At 59.0% G+C, this 18,783-nt stretch carries 23 protein-coding genes and 1 tRNA gene; 8 read left to right on the top strand and 16 right to left on the bottom strand.

Translation table 11 applies throughout. The features are described 5' to 3' along the window. Positions 1–3 precede the first annotated feature (3 nt). A complete protein-coding gene (locus WCA10_RS02090) occupies positions 4–414 on the bottom strand; it encodes a hypothetical protein (protein WP_472820824.1) in 411 nt (136 codons plus the stop codon). Between the two features lie 117 nt (positions 415–531). Between WCA10_RS02090 and WCA10_RS02085 the strand changes: the two genes are divergently transcribed. Continuing rightward, entirely contained in the window at positions 532–1,188 is a 657-nt protein-coding gene (locus tag WCA10_RS02085; protein WP_472820823.1) for a TetR/AcrR family transcriptional regulator, read from the top strand. Positions 1,189–1,290: 102 nt separating this feature from the next. Next, entirely contained in the window at positions 1,291–1,866 is a 576-nt protein-coding gene (locus tag WCA10_RS02080; protein WP_472820822.1) for a hypothetical protein, read from the top strand. A gap of 63 nt (positions 1,867–1,929) precedes the next feature. Here WCA10_RS02080 and WCA10_RS02075 read toward each other — a convergent pair whose 3' ends face one another. Continuing rightward, complete coding sequence (locus WCA10_RS02075; RefSeq protein ID WP_472820821.1) at positions 1,930–2,490, bottom strand: hypothetical protein; 561 nt, start codon at positions 2,488–2,490, stop codon at positions 1,930–1,932. A 458-nt stretch (positions 2,491–2,948) separates the two neighbouring features. Here WCA10_RS02075 and parS point away from each other — a divergent pair, with 458 nt between their 5' ends. Next, the gene (parS, locus tag WCA10_RS02070) at positions 2,949–3,416 is read left to right on the top strand and encodes a type II RES/Xre toxin-antitoxin system antitoxin (protein ID WP_472820820.1); all 468 of its coding nucleotides are present in this window, start codon (positions 2,949–2,951) and stop codon (positions 3,414–3,416) included. Then, positions 3,413–3,889 carry an RES family NAD+ phosphorylase gene (locus WCA10_RS02065; protein WP_472820819.1) on the top strand — a complete coding sequence of 159 codons (477 nt, stop codon included), beginning with the start codon at positions 3,413–3,415 and terminating at the stop codon, positions 3,887–3,889. The genes parS and WCA10_RS02065 overlap by 4 nt, the downstream gene beginning before the upstream one ends. 197 nt (positions 3,890–4,086) lie before the next feature. Here the strand turns inward: WCA10_RS02065 and WCA10_RS02060 are convergent, their stop codons facing one another. From WCA10_RS02060 to WCA10_RS02045, 4 genes are all read right to left on the bottom strand, one after another. After that, complete coding sequence (locus WCA10_RS02060; protein ID WP_472820818.1) at positions 4,087–4,482, bottom strand: DUF1398 family protein; 396 nt, start codon at positions 4,480–4,482, stop codon at positions 4,087–4,089. A 9-nt stretch (positions 4,483–4,491) separates the two neighbouring features. After that, positions 4,492–4,965, bottom strand: a complete 474-nt coding sequence (locus tag WCA10_RS02055; protein ID WP_472820817.1) for a MarR family winged helix-turn-helix transcriptional regulator — start codon at positions 4,963–4,965, stop codon at positions 4,492–4,494. A gap of 152 nt (positions 4,966–5,117) precedes the next feature. After that, positions 5,118–6,245 carry a Fic family protein gene (locus WCA10_RS02050; protein ID WP_472820816.1) on the bottom strand — a complete coding sequence of 376 codons (1,128 nt, stop codon included), beginning with the start codon at positions 6,243–6,245 and terminating at the stop codon, positions 5,118–5,120. A 45-nt stretch (positions 6,246–6,290) separates the two neighbouring features. Then, on the bottom strand, positions 6,291–6,515 hold the full coding sequence (locus WCA10_RS02045; protein WP_472820815.1) for a hypothetical protein: 225 nt from the start codon (positions 6,513–6,515) through the stop codon (positions 6,291–6,293). Positions 6,516–6,609: 94 nt separating this feature from the next. Between WCA10_RS02045 and WCA10_RS02040 the strand changes: the two genes are divergently transcribed. After that, positions 6,610–6,684: transfer RNA gene (locus tag WCA10_RS02040), tRNA-Gly, on the top strand. A 24-nt stretch (positions 6,685–6,708) separates the two neighbouring features. On the opposite strand, the gene WCA10_RS02035 is transcribed toward WCA10_RS02040, so the two are convergent. Further along, positions 6,709–7,191, bottom strand: a complete 483-nt coding sequence (locus WCA10_RS02035; RefSeq protein WP_472820814.1) for a cupin domain-containing protein — start codon at positions 7,189–7,191, stop codon at positions 6,709–6,711. 99 nt (positions 7,192–7,290) lie between these two features. After that, positions 7,291–7,893, bottom strand: a complete 603-nt coding sequence (locus tag WCA10_RS02030) for a uracil-DNA glycosylase (RefSeq protein WP_472820813.1) — start codon at positions 7,891–7,893, stop codon at positions 7,291–7,293. Between the two features lie 291 nt (positions 7,894–8,184). On the opposite strand from WCA10_RS02030, the gene WCA10_RS02025 reads away from it, so the two are divergent. Then, the gene (locus WCA10_RS02025; protein ID WP_472820812.1) at positions 8,185–8,775 is read left to right on the top strand and encodes a DJ-1/PfpI family protein; all 591 of its coding nucleotides are present in this window, start codon (positions 8,185–8,187) and stop codon (positions 8,773–8,775) included. Between the two features lie 6 nt (positions 8,776–8,781). Here WCA10_RS02025 and WCA10_RS02020 read toward each other — a convergent pair whose 3' ends face one another. The 5 genes from WCA10_RS02020 to WCA10_RS02000 form a co-directional block, all read right to left on the bottom strand. After that, entirely contained in the window at positions 8,782–9,930 is a 1,149-nt protein-coding gene (locus tag WCA10_RS02020) for an XdhC family protein (RefSeq protein ID WP_472820811.1), read from the bottom strand. A gap of 16 nt (positions 9,931–9,946) precedes the next feature. Continuing rightward, positions 9,947–12,232: a xanthine dehydrogenase family protein molybdopterin-binding subunit gene (locus WCA10_RS02015; RefSeq protein ID WP_472820810.1), complete on the bottom strand. Its 2,286-nt coding sequence runs from the start codon at positions 12,230–12,232 to the stop codon at positions 9,947–9,949. Between the two features lie 21 nt (positions 12,233–12,253). Further along, a complete protein-coding gene (locus WCA10_RS02010; protein ID WP_472820809.1) occupies positions 12,254–13,243 on the bottom strand; it encodes an FAD binding domain-containing protein in 990 nt (329 codons plus the stop codon). A gap of 30 nt (positions 13,244–13,273) precedes the next feature. Continuing rightward, positions 13,274–13,993: a (2Fe-2S)-binding protein gene (locus WCA10_RS02005; RefSeq protein WP_472820808.1), complete on the bottom strand. Its 720-nt coding sequence runs from the start codon at positions 13,991–13,993 to the stop codon at positions 13,274–13,276. A 266-nt stretch (positions 13,994–14,259) separates the two neighbouring features. Next, complete coding sequence (locus WCA10_RS02000) at positions 14,260–14,694, bottom strand: MerR family transcriptional regulator (RefSeq protein WP_472820807.1); 435 nt, start codon at positions 14,692–14,694, stop codon at positions 14,260–14,262. 335 nt (positions 14,695–15,029) lie between these two features. Between WCA10_RS02000 and WCA10_RS01995 the strand changes: the two genes are divergently transcribed. Beyond that, complete coding sequence (locus tag WCA10_RS01995) at positions 15,030–15,488, top strand: nucleoside deaminase (protein ID WP_472820806.1); 459 nt, start codon at positions 15,030–15,032, stop codon at positions 15,486–15,488. Positions 15,489–15,517: 29 nt separating this feature from the next. Next, positions 15,518–16,300 carry an NIPSNAP family protein gene (locus tag WCA10_RS01990; protein WP_472820805.1) on the top strand — a complete coding sequence of 261 codons (783 nt, stop codon included), beginning with the start codon at positions 15,518–15,520 and terminating at the stop codon, positions 16,298–16,300. A gap of 15 nt (positions 16,301–16,315) precedes the next feature. Here WCA10_RS01990 and WCA10_RS01985 read toward each other — a convergent pair whose 3' ends face one another. The 3 genes from WCA10_RS01985 to WCA10_RS01975 all read right to left on the bottom strand — a co-directional run. Then, positions 16,316–17,443 (bottom strand): amidase, encoded by a 1,128-nt coding sequence (locus tag WCA10_RS01985; RefSeq protein WP_472820867.1) that lies wholly within the window; start codon positions 17,441–17,443, stop codon positions 16,316–16,318. A gap of 218 nt (positions 17,444–17,661) precedes the next feature. Beyond that, positions 17,662–17,997, bottom strand: coding sequence for a cupin domain-containing protein (locus tag WCA10_RS01980; protein ID WP_472820804.1), 336 nt, complete (start codon positions 17,995–17,997; stop codon positions 17,662–17,664). A gap of 65 nt (positions 17,998–18,062) precedes the next feature. Further along, positions 18,063–18,783, bottom strand: a 721-nt coding sequence (locus tag WCA10_RS01975; protein WP_472820803.1) for a D-alanine--D-alanine ligase family protein, incomplete at its 5' end; no start/stop codon positions are given.

Raw genomic sequence — 18,783 nt, 5'->3', positions numbered from 1 at the left:
TCTTTAGTTTCCCTGCGGCGGCGCCGTCGATCCATGCGGGTGGTCGTGCGGACCACCGTGCATCTGCGCTTCCATTTCATCGAGTTTCTTCTTCTGATCCTCGGTTAGAATCTCGCGCAGCGCTTTGTCGGCTTTGATGAACACAGGCACCATACCTTCGTGCCGTTGGTCGGGAGTCAGGCTCTGATCGTCCTCAAGCTTCTGCGACCCGTCATGCATCTCCTGCAAAATGGGTCTGGCTTTGTTCTGCTGATCGGCAGTCAAACTGAGCTTGTCACTCAGTATCCTCAGGTGCTGCTCGACGGGTGCTACTGCAACAGTGTGAGCGTCCGGGCTCGTTGGTGTTTGTTGAGCCGCCGCGCCTATCGCGAACGTCAGCACAGTCGCCATTGCAAGCAAGCGAAGTCGATTCATGGTCACTCTCCTTTTTCTATCGGCGAACCGCGCGATTCAGCCTATGATTCGCACTGTAGCGTTGAAATGCGGCCGCGTCGAGAGCGCAAGCCGCGTTGCTGAACAAAGGGGCCGTCGATGTCCAAAAACGTGCGCACAAAAGCCACTACGCTGCCCGCGCGATTTGCAAAGCCGATGCCGCAGAACAGCCCGCTTTCCGCCGTAGAGCCTCTCTCGATGCGGACTGCAGATGCCCGCGTCCGCCGCACGCGCATGCAACTGGGCACCGCGCTTCTGAACCTCATCATCGAGAAGCCTATCAACGATGTCACTGTACAGGACATTCTCGACCGATCTGGCGTCGGCCGCTCCACCTTCTACCTCCACTACCGCGACAAAGACGACCTGCTCGTCAGCCAGCTGGAGACGTTTCTTGAAACCATCAGCAACTCCCTCAGTGATCGCAAAGACAAATCGCATCGCGTGATGCCTGTCGCCGAACTCTTTGCGCACATCGGCAACCAGAACAAGCTCTATCGTGTGCTCTCCGACTCCGGCCACCTCAAGGACTTCTTCGAGCTGGCCGAGGGCTTCTTTGCACGCGGCATCGAGCGCCGACTGACAGAATCCGGGAAACTCACGAAGGTCCCGCAGCGAGAGCTGGCTGCGCGGGCTTCGGCGTTGTCCGGCAGCCTGCTGTCGCTGCTGCGCTGGTGGCTCGACCGCGGCGAAAAAGAATCGCCGGAGGAAATGGACCGGATGTTTCACCGGATGCTCTGGACCGGCCTGCAATAGCCCCCCTGCTCGCCGCGACTGTCTACTGTTCTGTGAAACCGCGCTATACTACGCCGCATGCGAGGGAAGAGTGGGTGTCTGGGGAGTCTGGGCGGTTGCCTGATGAAGCTGGTGCTGTTCGGGATTCTCGCGACCGCGGGCATCTGGGTTCTGACGGTCGCGTTGAACCCGTGGGCGCTGCACATCGGCGGGCGCTCGACGCCGCTGCTTTACTGGCACGGAACGGGGACGGTCGTGTCAAAGGACGGCAAGACGTATCCGCTGTATATGTCGTTCTGGCCCGGAAGACCTGGGCGACACGGCGGCGGGCGGCGTGAAGGCAAGATATGGAGCGCCGACCTGAAGGGCACAGGCTGGCTGTGCTTTGCGCCGGGATCGGTCGAGCGGATGGATGTGAGCGGCACGATGTATGGCGGCTACACGAGCAGCGACGACAGCCTGTTTTCCTTCCGGCTTCTGGAGTGGCAGAAGCCGTTCCAGATTAACTATCACAATCGCGGCTTTTTCGATTTGGCCGGAAACTGGCACGGGCCACTGCTGGTGATGGACCGGCCGAACGAGCAAGGTATCAAGCTGAACACCGGCCCGTTTATCGACCACGCGACAGTGACGCTGCACTGGGCAAGCCACAACGAATTCGAGTCGACCTGCCGCAATGCAGGCAGCTCAGTTCACTGAACTCTCCGGTCCAAAGCACGAACCGTTGAGCTGCGGGGATGACGGAATGAGAGCGCTTGCTTTTTAATCGTCGTCTTCCTGGTCTTCGTCTTCATCTTGTTCCTGTTCTTCCGCTTGTTCCTGTTCTTCGGTTTCTGATTCGTTGGCTTGGCGTTCGGCTTCGAGGCGCTCTTCGAGTTCTTCGACGTCGTCTTCGTAGTATTCGAAGTTTTGGCAGAAGTCGCGGCGACGCCAGTTGATGCAGTCGGCGGGCGGCTCGCAGGTGGACTTTTCGGGCGCGAGCGTGTGGCCATCGGGGTCTTCGCAGGTTTCGCGGACGGTTTCGCCGAGTTTTTCGTCGGATTTGCGGGCGAGGCGCGCGGCGATCTGGAGGCCGTAGAAGTAGACTCCTGCCTGGCGGCGGTCGATGCGGCGGGAGGCGAGCCCGCGGAAGACCTGATTGATGGCGACCTGCACTCCAGCGGCATCTTCGATGGTGGGAATCAGCAAGGGATCGACTGAGGAAGTACTGGTGGTGGCGTAGCGGCGATCGGCGGTGTGGTAATAGCAGAAGGCCTTTCCGCGGAGGGCGGCGGCTTTGCACTTGTGTCCGCTGGTGAGAATATGCCGGCATTCGTTGAACATGGACGTGACTCCCTGGGACCCCTATTATCCCCACTCTCTGGGTAAAGGTCTTGTTTACATTGGTTTGCAGACGAGGGTGGCGCTAAAGGTCTGTGTGAATTGAGGTTCGCTGTAGAGGTTTCTGCGGATTGGACTTAGCGGCGCGATAGCGGTGCTGGCGAAGATAGCGTGGGCGCGGCGCACGTTCGCGGAGCTAGTGGTTTCAATCACGATTCCATTGTGCGCCGGGAGGGGAAAATTACCTGCAAAATGGAGAAAAGTATTTTGCGAATGGAATGAAGGGGTTAGCGGGGATTTTCGTGGAGAGGGCTTGACGTTTGAAGGAATTCCGAGCCAGGTTACTATTCCAACTTACTATCCATCGTGCGCCCGGATCGGCTGCGATTCCTGTCGAAAATCGTCCTGCCATTTTTGTAATATTGCGTGCCATTGTGGCAGTAAAGGTTTAGAATGGGGACATGGCATTGGCAAACAAATCCGTCGCCGAATTGGCCCCGTCCCACGCTCCCAAAGGAAGACCGCGAATTGGAGCAACGCTCGGGCTGAAGAGCATGGACGTTCCTGCGCTCATCAAGGCGGCGAGTGCCGGGCTCTCCTGGAACTCAGTCAAGAAATTCTTGGGAGCAACTGGGTTCAACCAGCAACAACTGGCGAACTACTTGGATATTCCCGAGAGAACGTTCGCTCGCAGACGCGAAACAGGGGCTCTCGACCGCCGTGAGTCCGAGAAGTTGTTGCGGCTGGCTGAAATCTGGGAGGCGGGCTTGGACCTTTTCGACGGAGACGAAGCACGAACACGCGAGTGGCTTGTGGCGCCGGCCTTCGGTTTGGGAAATGTAGCTCCCATCGATTACGCCCGAACCGAATTCGGCGGACGCGAGGTTCGCGCTCTCATCGGACGCATTGCCGACGGGGTTTTCTCTTGATCGAGGCGTACCGGATCTCGAAGGAACCTGACCCCACAAAAGCGTTTTCGGGACAGGGTGCGAAGGATTGGGGAGGCAGATGGAATAGCAGGGGCGTTGCGGTGGTTTACACCGCTGCCCATCGCTCCCTCTCAATCCTTGAGGTTCTGGTCCATATAAAAGGCGGCGCAGGTATGGGGAGGATAGCGATTAGCGCGCCTTTCTATGTGTATGCCGTTTCGTTTGACCCAGCCCTGCTGGAGGAGTCGCCCATTTCAAGTCTTCCGGCTGGATGGAATTCCGAACCGCTCACGGCTGCCAGCCAGAGCCATGGAGATGCCTGGGTTCTGGCTGCGAGAAGCGCTGTTTTGGCTGTGCCGAGCGTAATTGTTCCTGAAGAACGCAATTACGTTTTGAATCCGAACCATCAGCATTTCCGTGAAATTAAGATCGGGCCGCCGGTTGCATGCTCGGTTGATCCTCGGCTGCTGTGATGCTAGAGAGTGTCGCTTCGCGTTTCTAATCTCGCGGAATTGTTTCTGGGATTCTCTGCTGCGCCGTTGTTCAGGAAGTACGCTACGACCGCCATCCCGGAATGCTGGCAATCTGAACAGACAATGTCCTAGATATCGTGCTCACTGCATCCTTCCTTTCATTGGTTCTGAAGTAGTTGGGGAATGTTTGCGCTCGCCTAGGCCTTGGGCTTCGGAAACTCCTCGGTGTGCTGCTCGCCCTTCCGGCCGAAATAGATCACCTTCTTGCCGGTCAGGAACGCCCAATAGCCAATGACACCCGCGGCCGTCGACCGCGTCACGAACTCCGGGTACCGCACTGTATCCGCCTGCGCACCGCGAATTGCAGCCACGAGATCGACGCTGCGGAATTCCGTCGATATGGGACCAGGGACAAGGATCATCGGTACCGCATGCGTGGTTCCGTCCGACAGGTAGTGGGTCTTCTCCTTGGTCGCAAAGTCTACGCGATAGGATTCCACGCCCACTTCGAGCAGCCCTTTAACGACCTCTGCGAAGGTCATGTTGCCTTGCTGCGTAGCGATAGCTAGTTCTTGAATCACCTGCTTGCTCATTTGTTCTCCTTATTCGGTTGGTAGGGTCTGCAGGCCATGAGCCTGGACCAGTTTCTTCATGGAAGCGAGCAAAGCGTCGCGCTCCCTGGCTGAGAGAGGACCGAAGAATTCTTCGTCGTTCTGGTCTGCGAGGGTCGCCAACCGAGGGAGCAAGCGCCGCCCCGCGGCCGTGAGCGCAATGGATTGGAACCGGCGGTCATCGGTACGGTCGGTGCGGGCGATGAGTCCTTTGCCGACTAGCCGATCAACCAGCTTGGAGACTCCGCCGCGCGTCATCCCAATGCGTTCTGCAAGAACGCCAGGCGAGATCTCCTCGTCGTCGAACATCTCCCGCATCACCACCCATTCCGCCACAGTTATACCGCTTGCCTGGAGTTTGTGGGCGAACGCCTGAGAGACATGGTTGGAAACAAAGCGCAGCCAGAATCCGACGTGCTTTTTCAGGTCGCTCACGGTGAGGGAAGTGGCTCTCGCGTCTTTCATGAATACAGATTACATGGAAACTGTTTCCATGTCAACTGTATTTCCAATCCCTCTAGCCTTTGCTGAGCAGCCGGGCGTTGTTGATTAAAAATCCGCCAATTCGCTCGTTGGAGACGGATAGGTCCTCGAATGTCGGCAAGTGTACAGCGATCTTAGCCAACTCTTGCGGGCGAGTAGGACGTGCTCCGTCCCCCGGCGGATTCCTTTTTGAGGACGCCCTTTCTGATCAGATCCTCGATGTCGCGCAGCGCGGTATCCTGCGAGCACGTCTCTAACTTCGCCCATTTCGAAGAAGTCAGTTTGCCTTCGAAGCCGTTCAGTAGCCGGTTGATCATGCTGCGTTGCCGCTCGTTGAGTTCCGTCGCGGCAAAACGATCCCAGAAGCGGGCCTTGCTGAGCACAGTGGCAAGTATGGTCTCCGCCCGATCAAAGGCACGCCCGAGACACATGAGAAACCATTCGAGCCAGCCTGTGATATCGAGATCACCCTTCTGCGCTGCTTCGAGGATTTCGTAGTAAGCCTTCCGCTCCTGCCGAATCTGCGCCGACATGCTGTAGAAGCGCTGCGGGCTGCGTTCTGAACGCGCCAGAACCATGTCAGCGATGGCGCGCGCAATGCGTCCATTGCCATCGTCGAATGGGTGGATAGTCACGAACCACAGATGCGTCACGCCCGCCTTGAGCACGAGGTCGGTCGCTCTCTCTTTTTCAAACCAGTCGAGGAACTTCTTCATTTCCCCGCGAAGGCGGGCGGCGACTGGAGCTTCATAGTGAACACGCTCTTTCCCGATTGGGCCAGAAACGACCTGCATTGGGCCCTTTTTGTCGTCTCGCCAGGCGCCCACGTTGATCCTCGACATTCCGCTGCGGCCGGTGGGGAACAATGCTGCGTGCCAATCAAACAAGCGTTGCGCTGTCAGCGGCTTGTCGTAGTGCTGCATTGCGTCCAGCATCATTTCGACAACACCCTCGACGTTGCGATCCGCAGGCGTCAGCCCGCCAATATCCATTCCGAGCCGGCTTGCGATCGAAGAGCGCACTTGATCCCTGTCGAGCTTCTCCCCTTCAATCTCGCTCGACTTGAGGACATCCTCGGTTAAGGTATCCAGCACAGCTTCGGTCCGGAGCTGGAATCCAAGCCCCTCCATGCGGCCAATCAGACGTCCTTGCCGGTGTCGCACCTCAACGAGACGCTGGGAAATGCGCCCGGAATCCCAGCTAAAGGCCGGCCATTGAGGACGTTCGTGGATGTAGGCACCGCGCTTTATTCTCCGCACCATGTGCAGAGAATATAGCGCGTATTCGCCGCAATTTCAAGTGATAATCTACGCGAATACTGCGGTGATTACGCCCATTATTCGCCGCTCGCTGATTTCGCCGGCGAAGATGCCGGACTGGAGCTGCCACGCGTCCAGTGCTTCGCGCGGTGATGTTCCGACTGAGCGCGTGCGGCGTTGGCCGTTCTCCCGCCAGTCGAGGTAGAAGGTGCCGCTGGTCGAACGCCGCGCCTTGCCGTCGATGATGACGAGACTCCGGTTTTGGCCTTCCATTGACGTTGACTACCGGGGAAAATTGCCATTTCCCGTTGTGCGAGAGATACTTCTTAAGGTGAGTTTTTCGCCCGGGTTTAATTGATTCAAAAGTGCGGGAGTAGTTCAGTGGTAGAACGTCAGCTTCCCAAGCTGAATGTCGCCGGTTCGATCCCGGTCTCCCGCTCCAGGTCCACATTCCAAGCCCAGGCGTTCAACGAGCTTCTTCCACCTTCACCACAAAATAGGTAACCGAGTCACCGTCGTTGACGAGCGTCTGATGCGGCATTCCTGCGGGGATGTGGACGACGTCGCCGGCCTTCAGTTCCTGACGCGTGCCGCCTTCGACGGACTTGCCGCGGATTTCGCCGGGGCCCGTCGTCTTCGCTTCAACGAGGCTGCCGCCCGTCACGACGGTTGCATGGCCATCAACGATGAAGAAGATATCTGCGGAATTCTGATGCAGCTCGCCGCCCCCGCTGTGCTGGCGATAGGCGAGCATCGTGTAATGGTGTGGATATTTATCGAGCGTCTCGCTGGCGGAGCCGTCGCCCTTCGCAGCGAGTTCCTTGAGATGCTTTGCCCGTTCCAGTAATTCCGGCGTGGACCAGTGATCGGATTTCATCGTTTGTGCGTAAACCCCCATTGCACCCAGCGTGAGTGCGGAAAGCAAGAACCTGCTCACTGCTTTTTGCATCGTATGTCTCCTCGCGCGTCCCGGCACACACAAATCTATCGGACCGGGACGGATTGGTCGATGGAAACTGTTCCTCTGAGCGGGACATGGCAATTGTGTTCATGGTTTCAACCCGGCCAACTGCCTGGCACGCATGAATACATCCAGAAACATCGTCCGTGTGAGCTTGCCGGTATTCGTGTTCTGGAGCGAAGGGTGATAGCTGGCGAGTACGGTCAATCCGGCGGGCAACGTATACTCGGCTGCGTGCGCAAACGTAAAATTTCCGCGAACAAGTTTTGCGCCCTTACGCTGCTCATATGCCAGCAGCCCGTCAAATGCGATCCGACCCAGGCAAACGACGACGCGCAAATTCTTGAGGAGTGCCATCTCCTCATCCATCCATGAGGAGCAAGTGCGCAACTCTTCCGGGGAGGGTTTGTTTGCCGGCGGAGCACAGCGGACGACCGACGTAATCCAAAGATCGGTGAGTTTCATGCCATCGTTGCGCGAAGTTGCCCGAGGAAGGGAGGCAAAGCCCGCTTCGTGCAGGATCGAATAGAGGAAATCTCCCGAGCCGTCTCCCGTGAATGGCCGGCCAGTGCGGTTGGAGCCGTGCGCGCCGGGCGCCAGTCCGAGGGCAAGAACCCGCGCCTGGGGATCGCCGAACGAGGGGACCGGACGCCCCCAATACTCCCAATCGGCATAGGCGCGCCGTCGCACACGCGCGACTTCAACGCAATGTGCCCGCAGGCGCGGACAGCGTTCGCAGGCTACGATTCGTGCATTTAAAGTCTCAAGTGAACGTGGGGCAGCGGTCATCACAGACTCTAGGTTATAACGCTGGTCAGCCGGAGTTCGCTCGCGCTTTAACGGGCCGCTTACGCTTGAATCTTCACCGCGGCACACCCATCAGATAACATGTGTCTGACTTCTTTCGGATGCGCTTGCGTGCGCGCTCGGAGCCTGCGCATCGGAAGATCACCACGGAGAGTTGAACCCGGAGACTTACAAATGAAATCAGCAAAGATTCTTGTGCTAGCCGGCGACTTCGTTGAGGACTACGAAATCATGGTCCCGTTTCAGGCCCTGCAGATGGTGGGCCACAAGGTGGATGCGGTGTGTCCGGGAAAGAAAAAAGGCGAGCAGGTGCGCACGGCGATCCACGATTTCGAAGGCGATCAGACCTATACTGAGAAGCGCGGTCACAACTTCACGCTGAATGCGACTTTCGATGAAGTGAATCCTGCATCGTATGACGCGCTCGTGGTTCCTGGCGGGCGTGCGCCGGAGTATCTGCGTCTGAATCCCAAGGTGCTTGAACTGGTGCGGCACTTCGACAAGGAAGGCAAGCCGATTGCCGCGCTCTGCCACGGTCCGCAGGTGCTGGCGGCAGCGGGCGTGCTGAAGGGCCGCATGGTCAACTGCTATCCGGCATGTGCGCCGGAAGTGACCCTGGCGGGTGGGACATTTGTTCCGCTGGATTTTGCCGACGCCACCGTTGACGGAAAACTCGTCACCGGTCCCGCATGGACAGCGCATCCGGCGTGGCTCGGAAAATTCCTCGACGTTCTGGAAGCGCACCTGAAGGAACAGGCTGCCTGAGTTCGCTCAGCTGCGGCTCATCACCGGATGCACGGCGCGAACCTGGCGCAGCGGCAATGCGGAGCCGTTGTTCAGCGTCTGCTGAATTTCCGCAACGATGGAGAGCGCGATCGAGGCCGGCGTTTCCGCGCCGAGATCAAGGCCGGTCGGCGCGTGCATCTGGGTGAGCCATTGCTCCACGCGTTCAGCTGGATTTGAAAGTCCAAGCAGACGAGCGGACTCGGCGAGAACTTCCCGGGTTCTGCGCTGCGGACCAAGCACACCAAGGTAAGCGGGCACGAAATTGCTCGCAAACAATGCCGCCAGGATGCAGGAATCTTGCTCGAAGCTGTGGGTCAGCAGGACCGCTGCGTCCGTTGTTTTCATCTCTGCAAGAAACGATGATTCGGATTCGGGCAACGTGGAGTTCGAAAACGCTAGCACCTTGCCTGCGCTGGGAAAACGCTCACGGGTGGCGAGATGGCTGCGTCCATCCGCGACGACTGCGAACCAGCCGAGTTGGCGCGCGAGACGCAGCAGCGGCTTGGCATCATCGCCCGCGCCAAAGATCCACAAACCCGGCCGGGCCGCGCGATAGTCGACCCAAATCCGCGTTTCGCTTCCGTCAATCGCAACGCGCTGATCGATGGACTGCATGCGATCAAGCGCCAGGGCAGCAAGATTGCCGAGGCGCGCCTGCCTCGTTTCTGCGTTGCTTTGTGCGTTGTGACTCCTCTGCACGGTCGGTCCAGCAAACACTCGATCCGCGATGCCCGCGCCATCGAGAACTGTTGCGATGGCCAACGGCACGCGCGCATGAAATGCGGCCTCAAGTGCTGTCAACAGCGGAGTAGCCGTGACTCGGCGCTCCAGCAGGACGTAGACAACGCCTCCGCAGCCGGAACCGTATGGCATCTCCCCATCGTCCTCCGCCGTCGAATAGCGTTGCACCACCGGCCCCGAGTCAGTCAGCCACCAGGCACGTTTTGCGACTTCCGCTTCGAGGCATCCGCCACTCACCGTGCCCGCGCGGCGGCCGTCGGGCGCAATCAACATGCGCGCACCGGGCTTACGGTAACTAGGTCCGTCCACATCCACAACTGTGGCAAGTACGTAGTCTGAACCCGCGGATTCCAACGAGCGCCAGAGCGGCAGGATATTTTCGAGGTCGGTCATGAACTCCTAATCTCGCTCACGCTTCCAGCATCTTCGATTCAAGCAGATTCTCGATACGCACGGGAAGCTCGCGCACCCGCACCCCGGTTGCATGATACACCGCTGCGGTAATCGCCGGCGCAACGCCGGCCATGCCGATCTCGCCGATACCGCGCGCGCCATACTCATTCACGATGTAGTCGGGATAGTCGAGGAAGGTGACATCCTGCACTGGCAGATCCGCACAAGTGGGCACGAGATAGTCGGCGAAGTTGTTATTGATGGGCTGTCCTGAACGATGGTCAAAGATCGTGTCTTCGAACAGCGCCATGCCCACGCCCATCACGGCTGCACCCAGAATCTGATTTGTGCCCGCGCCTTTGTTGATGATGCGGCCGCAATCGAAGATGGAGAAGGTCTTGCTGACGCGCAGACGCGCGATCTCCGGCTCCCACTCCACCTCGGCAAAATGCGCGCCGAAGGAATGCAGCGAGTATTGTTTCGCCTTGGGATCGTCAAATGACGGAGCGGTGCGGCCCGTTGCGCTCAGCCCGCCGAGATTGGCGAGATTGAGTACTTGCTCAAAGGGAATGCTGTTTGCAGTCATGTTGCCGCCCGAATGCATTGCAACTCCCACCACCTGAGGCTGCTGCCTGGAATGCACGAGGCCGTTTGTCATGGAAAGGTTGGAGGGATCCATTCCATGGAACGGCGATTGAGGTATGGTCGCGGCAATATGGAGAAGGCGCGTTACCGCCTCAGAAACCGCGCTGGTGGCCGCCGGAAGCAACGCACTGGTTGCCATCGACCCACCGGATGTCGGACCATCGGGCAGAGAGCTGTCGCCGAGAAAGACGTCGATGCGGTCAAGCGGCACTCCCGTCTTCGCGTGAATTACCTGCGCGAAAACGGTATACGTTCCGGTGCCGATGTCCTGCGTGGCGCAGCGAACGCATACGCGTCCGTTGGGACAAAGTTCCACCGAGGCTATGCAGGGAATGCGCGCAGCGGCCCAAGAGGCCCCAGCCAACCCCCAACCAACCACCTTTCCGTTGCGACGCATGGAGCCGACTTCCGGTGTGCGCTGCTTCCACCCGATCTTCTCTGCGCCGGTGGTGTAGCACTCTTTTAGATGTCGCGACGAGAAAGGCAGGTTTTTGCCCTCATCGCGCTCAGCATCGTTTTTCAAGCGGAGTTCCAGCGGATCCATCTTGAGCTTCACGGCAAGCTCATCCATCGCGGATTCAAGCGCGAAGAGTCCAGGCACCGCACCCGGTCCGCGCATCGGTGCAGGCGCGCCCACATTTCTGCGAACCATCGCAGCCGTGACTACAAGGTTCCGGCAGCTATAGAGGAACGGTGTCTGCTCGCCGCAGCGCTCCATGAAATCGTCAAGCTGCGAAGTCTCCGACAGAAAATCGTGACGGATTGCCGTCAGCTTTCCGTCCTGCGTGGCGCCCAGGCGAATGCGCTGCTGCGTTCGCGGTCGATGGCCGACGTTGGAGAACATCATGCGTCGATCCACGCTCACTTTAACGGGCCGCTTCAACTGGCGTGCAGCGGCTCCGGCCAGTGCCGCTTGGGGCCAGGCAGAAAGTTTGCCGCCGAATCCGGATCCGATGAAGCGCGAAATCACGCGCAGGTTCTCGCGTGGAACTCCAAGCACTTCCGACATCACGGTGCGGGTGCCAACTACGGCCTGCGTGCTCTCGTAGAGCGTCAGGTTATCTCCATCCCACACCGCAACGGTGCCGTGCATCTCCATGGGATTGTGGACTTCAATCGGCGTGGAGTACGTTTCATCGATCGTTACCGGCGCGGTGGAGAGGGCCTGATCGGGATCGCCGCGTTTCCAACTGCTTTTCCGATCTCCGCTGAAACCTGCGCCGAGATCGGGCTGCACGTCGGGCTGTTCCACGTCATATTGCACGCGGATGGCTTGCGCCGCAGCGTTAGCTTGTTCCAGGGTTTCAGCTACGACCGCGGCAATGTACTGACCCCAGTAGTTGATGGTGTTATCGGCAAACAGAGGGCGCGACTCAGCCATGCTGCCGTCTTCTTCATGCGGAATGGTGCGATAGACACCCTCCAGATTGCCGTGGTGCAAAACCAGAAGCACGCCCGGCATCTTTTCTGCTGGAGAAGTATCGAGGCTGCGAATCGTTCCCTTGCCGATGGTGGCCTGCACCAGCACCGCATGTGCCAGGCCTGGAATATCGTGATCACAGGCGTAACGCGCGGTTCCGCTGGTTTTCAAAGGGCCGTCGATGCGCGGCACCACCGCGCCGATGATGCTTGCGTGAGGAAGTGTGTCCGTCGCCATAAGAATCTCCGTGAAGTGCAACTATGCGGTTGCGGTTTTGAGCGAGTGCACGAGGCAGCGCCTGGCCAATTCCACTTTGAATGCATTGCCTTTCTGCGGTTTTGCCTTGGCCAGCGCGGCTTCTGCCGCAGCCTTGAAGGTTGCGGCGCTGGCCGGCTTGCCCATTAGCGCCGCTTCCGCTTCGTGGCAGCGCCAGGGCTTGGTGCCGACACCGCCCATGGCCACCCGAATATAGCGAACGTGGCCACCGTCGACGCGAGCGACGACGGCGGCGGACGCAAGCGCGAATTCATAACTGGCGCGGTCGCGCAGTTTCAAATAGGTCGACTTGGCGCCTTCGACCGGCTTGGGCAGATCGACATATGTGATCAGTTCGCCGGGTTCGAGCGCGTTCTCGATATGCGGCGTGTCGCCGGGAAGCTTGTGGAAGTCGGCGAAAGGGATGGTGCGCTTGCCCTTTGGACCTTCGACGTGAATGACCGCTTCGAGGGCCGCCATCGCTACACACATATCCGAAGGGTGAGTGGCGATGCAGTGCTCACTGGTACCGAGGATGGCGTGGGTGCGGTTGAATCCTTCGAGCGCCGCGCATCCCGTGCCGGGGGTGCGCTTGTTGCATCCGTAGCCGCCGGGCGTGCCGGCGTTCGGCTCGCGGAAGTAAGCGCAGCGCGTACGTTGCAGCAGGTTGCCGCCAGTTGTCGCCATGTTACGCAACTGCGGCGACGCGCCGGAAAGAAGCGCTTCGGACAGGACTGCATAGGATTTCTGCACATCGGCATTCCATGCGAGGTCGGAGTTCCGCACCATGGCGCCAATGCGCAGGCCACCGGTTGGTAGCCTCTCAATCTTGTCCAAAGGCAGGAGATTAATGTCGACGAGCGTCTTCGGTGTCTCGACGTTGAGCTTCATCAGGTCGACCAGCGTGGTACCGCCGGCGATGAACTTTGACTGGGCGGCGCTGGCGAGAGCTTTGTCGATGCTTGGAGCTTTGACGTAGCTAAAGGTTTCCATGATGTCTCTTCTCCTTCAGGCGAAGGGCGCCTAGGCGCGCGAGCGCACTTGCTTCACCGCGGCGAGGATGTTGGAGTATGCGCCGCAGCGGCAGATATTTCCGGACATGGCTTGCTTGACTTCGTCGTCTGACTGGCCGATGGGTTCCTTGAGCAGGGCAACCGCGCTCATGATCTGGCCGCTGGTGCAATAGCCGCACTGGTATCCATCGTGCTCCACAAAGGCTGCCTGCATGGCATGCAGATTTCCAGGCTGGCCGAGGCCTTCGATGGTGGTGATCTCATCGCCCTCGTGCATCAGGGCGAAGGAGAGGCAGCTGTTGACACGGCGGCCATTGACGTGAACGGTGCAGGCACCGCACTGGCCGTGATCGCAGCCTTTCTTGGTGCCGGTGAGGTGAATGCGCTCGCGGAGCGTGTCGAGCAGGGTGGCGCGCGGGTCGAGGTTGCGCAGGGTGTAATCTTTGCCGTTGATGCGCAGCGTGATGTTGCCGGCGCCACGGGTTTCGGATTGATCCTGGATTGCAGGCTCGATGGCTGGAGCAGCCGCGGCCAGAGGGGCAGCTCCGGCCAGAACGCCCGCTGCTCCCAGGCCGGAAAGGAAAGAGCGCCGGCTGAACCCGCGTTTGCCGGAATTCTCCGTCAGAGTTTCGAGGTCTACCGACTGTTGATCGGGTGCGAGAGTATCGTTCGCGGTCTGGGGAGGGCGCGAACGCAGGTGTTTCAAGCGCGTATCGAGAGTGTCTGCCACAGGTCGACCTCCTTGGGACAGGACGGTGTTTGAATTATCTTCGGCGAATCGGCGTATTAGAGCAGAGGGAACAGCCCCAACCAGGGAGACGCCGTGCCGCTATCGTATCCAAATTCCCATACGGGTGGGAAATGGGTTTTGAGCTCATGGAAATCCCGCGGTCTCAAGGCGACCGAGTCTGGGTTGAGACTCGATGAAGAGATTCGATGCAAAACCCCAAGAAGGACGTTTTCCCGGTCTTTTCCTGCCACAGGACGACGGCAATTTCAGCTTGCCGCCGCCAGTTCACTTTCGAGTTCCTGCTCGGCAGGGTGGGGGCCGCCGATGCGGATTCGTTCTTCGATCTTCTTGTAGTTGGCGATCTTGTGGGTCAACAGTGCGTGTGCCTGCTGCAGCGCGACGATTTTGGCGGCGATTGCAGCCTGGTGGTCCTCAAGCAGCTTGCGCCGTTCGAGTGAGGTGGCGTCGCCCTTTTCGCGGAGATCGGCATAGCGTTGCATCTCGCGAATAGACATATTGGTGGCCCGCATGCAGTGGAGGAAGTTGAGCCACGCTTCGTCGGCTTCAGAGTAGCGTCGGTGACCGTTGCGCGCGCGTCCGACCGGTTGGATCAGGCCGACGCGCTCATAGTAGCGCAGAGTGTGCGCGGTCATTCCGCACCTCTCTGCCATGCTTCGGATGGTATAGCCAGCGTCTCTCACAAATTCAACCTACAACCTGGTGCGCGCTCGAAGTCAATGGAGCTTCGAGGGCTTTGCTGCCGTTTGAGGCCGTTGACCGGCCGTTCATCTGTCAAAAGATTCAATCGGGTTTTCCAATCGCAAGTTTCTAAAACACATAGCGAGGGTCGAGTTGAAACTCTTTGATTTTGGACTTAACAATTCTTAAGGAATTTGGACGATGATTCTGAGGCCAAGGTTCCGAACGCGAGGCGACTTTTTGGGGTATACATCTCGATCTCAAAGAGCATCCGAATAATTCCAAAGAAAGGAACACCGCTTTCAGGCGGGTTGATCCCGTATGATCTTCACCAAACATGGCGACGGATGCCCACGACTACGAACGAATGCTGGCGGTGGCTCTGGAAGAGGCGCGCTATGGACGCCTCGAAGGGGGTATTCCGATTGGCGCTGCGCTCTTTACCAACGCGGGCCAGTTGGTGAGTCGCGGACACAATCGGCGGGTGCAGCAGGGAGATCCCAGCATGCATGGGGAGACCGATGCGTTTCGCCGAGCAGGAAGGCAGCGCAGCTACCGCAACATGGTAATGGTGACGACGCTTGCGCCGTGCTGGTATTGTAGCGGGCTGGTGCGTCAGTTTCGTATCGGCACGGTGGTTGTGGGCGAAAGCCGCACCTTTGCCGGGGGCCTCGACTGGCTGCGCGAGAACGGTGTTGAAGTGATCGATCTCGATAATCGCGAGTGCCGCGAACTGCTCGAAGGGTACATCGCAGAGCACCCCGAAATCTGGAACGAAGACATCGGCGAAGAGTAGCTCGCCTGTGACATTTGTTAGAAGGATCCATGGATCGTCGCAAGTTTATTGCCGCTTCGCTCGCCTCCTCAGCATCTGCGCTGGTGCGGGATGCCAAAGCGCAAGCTAATCCCGGCCACCTTCGCGAGTTCTACGAACTCCGACGTTACACGCTGCAAACGGGCCCGCAGGTTGCCTTGACGGAGAAGTACATCAGCGAAGCGCTGGTTCCGGCGCTTGCGCGCAAAGGTTCGAATCCGGTGGGAGCGTTTCACCTCGACATCGGTCCGGAAACGCCGACTTTCTACGTGCTGATTCCAATCGAGGGCGGAGTGGCAGCCGGAAATCTCGAAGTTGAATTGAGGCGCGATGAGGACTACATCAAAGCGGCCGAGCCTTTCTGGAGCGCGCCTGCGGCGTCGCCAGCGTTTCTGCGGATGGATTCATCGCTTTTGATCGCATTCGAGGGCTGGCCGCGGATCACGCCGCCTGCCAAGGGAAAGCGCATTTTTCAACTCCGCACCTACGAGAGCCCCAGCTACCGCGATCACATTTTGAAGGTGCAGATGTTCCACTCCGGCGAATTCGAGATCTTCAAGAACGCCGGATTTCAGCCGGTCTTTTTTGGCGACACGCTGATCGGGCAGCGCATGCCCAGCCTCACCTACATGCTCAGTTTTGCCGATTCTGCCGAAATGGATGCGAAGTGGAACGTCTTCCGCAACGATCCTGCGTGGAAGAAGCTTTCAGCCGATCCGCGATTTGCGTTTGAGGCGATTGTCAGCAACATCACCAACCTGGTGCTGAGCCCGCTGGCAGCTTCGCAGATCTGATTTCGTTGCAGGCGATCAATTCTGTCGTTGGCGCTTCGATCCAATTCGTGCGGCCAGATTTAGCAGGCTTTCGTCGCTTTCTTTTGCGGCGGCCAGTTGCATGCCGCCGATGGAGCAGGGAATGGTGACGACGGGGACACCGGCGAGGCTGAACGGGGTAGTGTAGCGGAGGATGCGACTTCGCGCCTGGCTGTTATCGGCGCCGATGCCGATGCGGGCTACGGGCGAGGCGGGCAGCAGGAGCAATTCATGTTCGTGGAGCAGTGTGTCGATGCGGGTGCGGAATTCGGCGTGTCGCTGGCGCATGACGACGATCTCGGCGTCTGTGATGCGCGCGCCCCACTCGAGGCGTTCGCTAAGGGCCGGCGACATCGAGTCAAAGTGACCGGCATGAAGGCGCGCCGCCTCCGATGCCTGGATGGTGGCGTAGGTTTCGAAGGAGCCGGCCCACCAGCCGACATCGATGGTGGAGCTTTTGAGTCCGAGTGCGCGGAGATCGCGCTCGACGCTGCGCAGGCCGGCCATGATCGCTGGCTCCGTGTCGTGCAGGAATGCGTCATGCACGACGGCGAAGGAATTGAATTCTTGGAGAGCGCTCGATTTGCCGGGGGCGAAGATATAAGCGAGCAGGGGAGCGTCTTCGAGGTCGCGAAATAGCCAGCCCATGGTGTCGAAAGATTGGGCGAGATGCGCGCCGCCACGCCAGTCGCCGCGGCCGAGGGAGGCGCGATAGCCGGCGAGGCCGCAGAGGGCGGCTGGTCCGCGGACGGAGCCGCCGGTATCGGTGCCGATTGCAGCAAGCGCAGAGCCCTCGAGAATGCTGGCCGCCGCACCGCTGGACGATCCGCCGGTGAGCGCGCCCGGATTGTCGGGCTGCTCGCAATCGCCGAATTCCGGATTTTCGCCGGTGATGCCATAGGCGAGGGGATGGAGGTGGGTTTTGCCGGTGATGACGGCACCGGCTTTGCGAAGCTGCTCAACGAGCCAAGAGTCGTGCCGGGAGATGCCATTGAGATCGCGATAGAAGTGAACGCCGCAACTGGTGGGTGCGCCGGCAAGGTCGAAGCAGTCTTTGACAGAGACAGGGATGCCCCAGAGATTGCTGCGTCCATCGCCAAATTGTCCGCCGGTCGATCGTGGGATCGCTGCGGCGCGCGCGGCCTCTTCCAGTGTCCAGTCTGGATTGCGCCAGGATAGGTGTTTTTGCCGGGATTGCGGTTAGCGCGTTGTAGCGTATCCCTGGCAAGATCCGCCGGTGTGGTGCTTCCCGATGCAAGCGCTTCGCGAGCGCCGCGAATCGTGGTGGAAGAGGAGTCCATTCCAGCATCTTAGGCCTGTGGGTAGCAGTGCACCCCGATCCGTCAGATTGCCACGGTTTCAGACGTGGCCATCTCAAACGTGAGGTTCACTGATCGCGCGTCAATGGGCCGGGTCCGGTGGCGCACTCCGCGGGGAATAGTCGCTAATTGACCAGGATGAAGCTCAAGCGTTCCGTCTTCAAATTCGATGGCTAAACGACCCTCAAGGATCAGGAATGTTTCGTCGGAGTTGGGATGAAAATGCCAGTGATACGGTTCTGTCATCGTGGCAATCCTAACGACATGATCATTGGTATGAGCAATGGGATGATTATCGTAATCAAGGTGAGCCGACGACTCAGCGCTTAAGGTGATGACGTCAGGAATATGACAACTCATTCTTAATCCTCGCATTCACACTTTAGGTTCGCAATTCCGCGGATTGTCAGTGAAGCGGAGGGTTCTCACGCATTCCGGGCCATTGCAAGGTCGACGATCTCTCCAATCATCTGGGTATAGGAGAGGCCGGATTTTCTCGCGGCCATGGCAAACTCCTGTCCGCTGGAGAGCCATGGGTTCGGATTTGCTTCGATAACATAAATCTCGCCCTTGCTGGAGACACGCATGTCAATGCGGCCATAATCGCGAAGCTTGACGGCGCGATAGGCCTTGATCGCGATCTCGGCCAGTTTGGCGGCGGTTTCTTCGTCGAGGTCTTCGGCGATCGCCGATTTCGTGAGCCTGTAGGCGTCGGTGTCCTTCTCGAATTTCACATCCTGGCTGGCGATCCTGGGAACGCCTTTGGGAAGCTTCGACAGGTCGAGCTCCACCAGGGGTAGCGCGCGGGCGTTTTCGTAATTGCCGAGGATGGAGGCGTAAATCTCGCGTCCCTCGATGTACTCCTCGATCAGCGCGGGAGAATCGAATTCCGTCTGGATATAGGCAATGCGCTCCATCAAATCCTTCACAGTGGTGACGACGGCGGTGGCATCGATGCCGATGGATCCATCTTCGGAGGTGGGTTTGACGATGAGCGGGAACGCGATGTCGTGGGCGTGGTCGATGGTGCCGCGCCATGCTGTGGCAAAGTAGGGCGACTGAATCCCGTAAAAGGCGAACATCTTTTTGGCGATGGATTTGTCCTGGGCAAGAATGTGCGCGTGCGGTCCCGCACCGGTGTAGGGG

Source organism: Occallatibacter sp., assembly GCF_049582745.1.
Taxonomy (GTDB): Bacteria; Acidobacteriota; Terriglobia; order Terriglobales; family Acidobacteriaceae; genus Telmatobacter.
Note: the sequence above shows the minus strand (reverse complement) of the source record. Positions and strands in the feature narration are given on the sequence as shown.

Bases quoted from the DNA above. Each gene is read 5' to 3' on its own strand.
- WCA10_RS02090 (WP_472820824.1), bottom strand. From the start codon at position 414: ATGAATCGACTTCGCTTGCTTGCAATGGCGACTGTGCTGACGTTCGCG.
- WCA10_RS02085 (WP_472820823.1), top strand. From the start codon at position 532: ATGTCCAAAAACGTGCGCACAAAAGCCACTACGCTGCCCGCGCGATTT.
- WCA10_RS02080 (WP_472820822.1), top strand. From the start codon at position 1,291: ATGAAGCTGGTGCTGTTCGGGATTCTCGCGACCGCGGGCATCTGGGTT.
- WCA10_RS02075 (WP_472820821.1), bottom strand. From the start codon at position 2,490: ATGTTCAACGAATGCCGGCATATTCTCACCAGCGGACACAAGTGCAAA.
- parS (WP_472820820.1), top strand. From the start codon at position 2,949: ATGGCATTGGCAAACAAATCCGTCGCCGAATTGGCCCCGTCCCACGCT.
- WCA10_RS02060 (WP_472820818.1), bottom strand. From the start codon at position 4,482: ATGAGCAAGCAGGTGATTCAAGAACTAGCTATCGCTACGCAGCAAGGC.
- WCA10_RS02055 (WP_472820817.1), bottom strand. From the start codon at position 4,965: ATGAAAGACGCGAGAGCCACTTCCCTCACCGTGAGCGACCTGAAAAAG.
- WCA10_RS02050 (WP_472820816.1), bottom strand. From the start codon at position 6,245: ATGGTGCGGAGAATAAAGCGCGGTGCCTACATCCACGAACGTCCTCAA.
- WCA10_RS02045 (WP_472820815.1), bottom strand. From the start codon at position 6,515: ATGGAAGGCCAAAACCGGAGTCTCGTCATCATCGACGGCAAGGCGCGG.
- WCA10_RS02035 (WP_472820814.1), bottom strand. From the start codon at position 7,191: ATGCAAAAAGCAGTGAGCAGGTTCTTGCTTTCCGCACTCACGCTGGGT.
- WCA10_RS02025 (WP_472820812.1), top strand. From the start codon at position 8,185: ATGAAATCAGCAAAGATTCTTGTGCTAGCCGGCGACTTCGTTGAGGAC.
- WCA10_RS02020 (WP_472820811.1), bottom strand. From the start codon at position 9,930: ATGACCGACCTCGAAAATATCCTGCCGCTCTGGCGCTCGTTGGAATCC.
- WCA10_RS02015 (WP_472820810.1), bottom strand. From the start codon at position 12,232: ATGGCGACGGACACACTTCCTCACGCAAGCATCATCGGCGCGGTGGTG.
- WCA10_RS02010 (WP_472820809.1), bottom strand. From the start codon at position 13,243: ATGGAAACCTTTAGCTACGTCAAAGCTCCAAGCATCGACAAAGCTCTC.
- WCA10_RS01995 (WP_472820806.1), top strand. From the start codon at position 15,030: ATGGCGACGGATGCCCACGACTACGAACGAATGCTGGCGGTGGCTCTG.
- WCA10_RS01990 (WP_472820805.1), top strand. From the start codon at position 15,518: ATGGATCGTCGCAAGTTTATTGCCGCTTCGCTCGCCTCCTCAGCATCT.
- WCA10_RS01980 (WP_472820804.1), bottom strand. From the start codon at position 17,997: ATGAGTTGTCATATTCCTGACGTCATCACCTTAAGCGCTGAGTCGTCG.